At 59.3% G+C, this 1,655-nt stretch carries 1 protein-coding gene and 1 pseudogene; one reads left to right on the plus strand and one right to left on the minus strand.

Features of this window, described 5'->3' with window-relative positions; genetic code table 11:
• Positions 1-444, plus strand: a pseudogene (locus tag OQK_RS00520) (uroporphyrinogen-III C-methyltransferase); the annotation flags it as partial.
• Positions 445-576: 132 nt separating this feature from the next.
• Here OQK_RS00520 and OQK_RS00525 read toward each other — a convergent pair.
• A complete protein-coding gene (locus OQK_RS00525) occupies positions 577-1,578 on the minus strand; it encodes a glutathione S-transferase family protein (RefSeq protein ID WP_016770643.1) in 1,002 nt (333 codons plus the stop codon).
• Positions 1,579-1,655 lie beyond the last annotated feature (77 nt).

Consider the following 1,655-nt stretch of genomic DNA (forward strand, 5'->3'; position numbering starts at 1 on the left):
GGCCCACGGTATTCCATTCCAGGTGGTGCCGGGCATTACGGCGGCCAGCGGTTGCGCTGCTTATGCGGGGATTCCGCTGACCCACCGTGACCATGCGCAGTCCGTGCGGTTTGTCACTGGCCACTTGAAGGATGGTTCCACCGATCTGCCATGGGCCGATCTTGTCGCCCCGGCGCAGACGCTGGTGTTCTACATGGGCCTGGTGGGTTTGCCGATCATCTGTGAGCAGTTGATCAAGCATGGTCGCGCGGCAGATACCCCGGCGGCGTTGATTCAGCAGGGCACTACAGTCAATCAGCGGGTTTTCACACCGGCACGCTGGCGGATTTGCCGCGAATGGTGGCGGAGCATGAAGTGCATGCGCCGACCCTGGTGATCGTCGGCGAAGTGGTACAACTTCGCGAGAAGCTGGCGTGGTTTGAAGGGGCTCAGGCGCAGGTCTAAACACCGCGTCGCCCCAATCGCTGGCAAGCCAGCTCCCACAGGTATTGTGTCAAAGCTGCAATCTTCAGCATTACACAAGACCTTGTGGGAGCTGGCTTGCCAGCGATGGCGCCCTTAAGAGCTGCTCGAATTTCAACCCCGGCGCCAAACCCCTTTCCCGATCAACCGCTCGCGATCATGCGCTACGCTGAAATCCTGCTGCGGCCCCTTCGGCACCACGCCGGTCGGGTTGATGGTCTTGTGGCTGCCATAGTAGTGATGCTTGATATGCTGAAAATCCACCGTCTCGGCAATCCCCGGCCACTGATACATCTCGCGCAGCCAGTTCGACAGGTTCGGGTAGTCGGCAATCCGCCGCAGGTTGCACTTGAAGTGCCCGTGGTACACCGCGTCGAAACGAATCATCGTGGTGAACAAACGCACATCGGCCTCGGTCAGGTATTCCCCGCTCAGGTAACGATTGGCACCCAGCAGTTGCTCCAGATGATCCAGTTCGGCGAAGACTTCATCGAACGCCTGTTCGTAGGCTTGCTGCGAAGTAGCGAATCCGGCGCGGTAGACACCGTTGTTCACCGCCGGGTAGATCCGCTCGTTCAGCGCATCGATCTCGTTGCGTAGCGGCGCCGGGTACAAGTCCAGATCGTTACCAGTGATCCCGTCGAAGGCGCTGTTGAACATGCGGATGATTTCCGCCGATTCATTGCTGACAATGCGCTTGAGTTTCTTGTCCCACAGCACTGGCACCGTCACGCGCCCGGTGTAATCAGGCGTGTCAGCGGTGTAGCGCTGATGCATGAAGTCGAAGCCATCGAGTTTGTCGCCGGTCGAGCCGAGCGCTTTGTCGAAAGTCCAGCCGTTCTCCAGCATCAGCCAGCTGACCACCGACACGTCGATCAGACCTTCCAGCCCTTTGAGTTTGCGCAGGATCAGCGTGCGATGCGCCCAAGGGCAGGCGAGGGAAGCATAGAGGTGATAGCGCCCGGCTTCGGCAGTGAAACCGCCTTCACCGCTGGGGCCTGGCTGACCGTCGGCGGTCACCCAGTTGCGGCGTTGCGCTTGTTCGCGCTGGAACGCGCCGTCCTTGCTGCTTTCGTACCACTTGTCCTGCCAGTGGCCGTCGACGAGTAAACCCATGATCAAGACTCCCAAAACCAATATTCGTTGGAGTCGAGTCTATTCCGATGAGTTCGAACAAAAAGCGCAAAGATCGG

This window comes from Pseudomonas sp. R62, assembly GCF_000257605.1.
Classification (GTDB): domain Bacteria; phylum Pseudomonadota; class Gammaproteobacteria; order Pseudomonadales; family Pseudomonadaceae; genus Aquipseudomonas; species Aquipseudomonas atacamensis.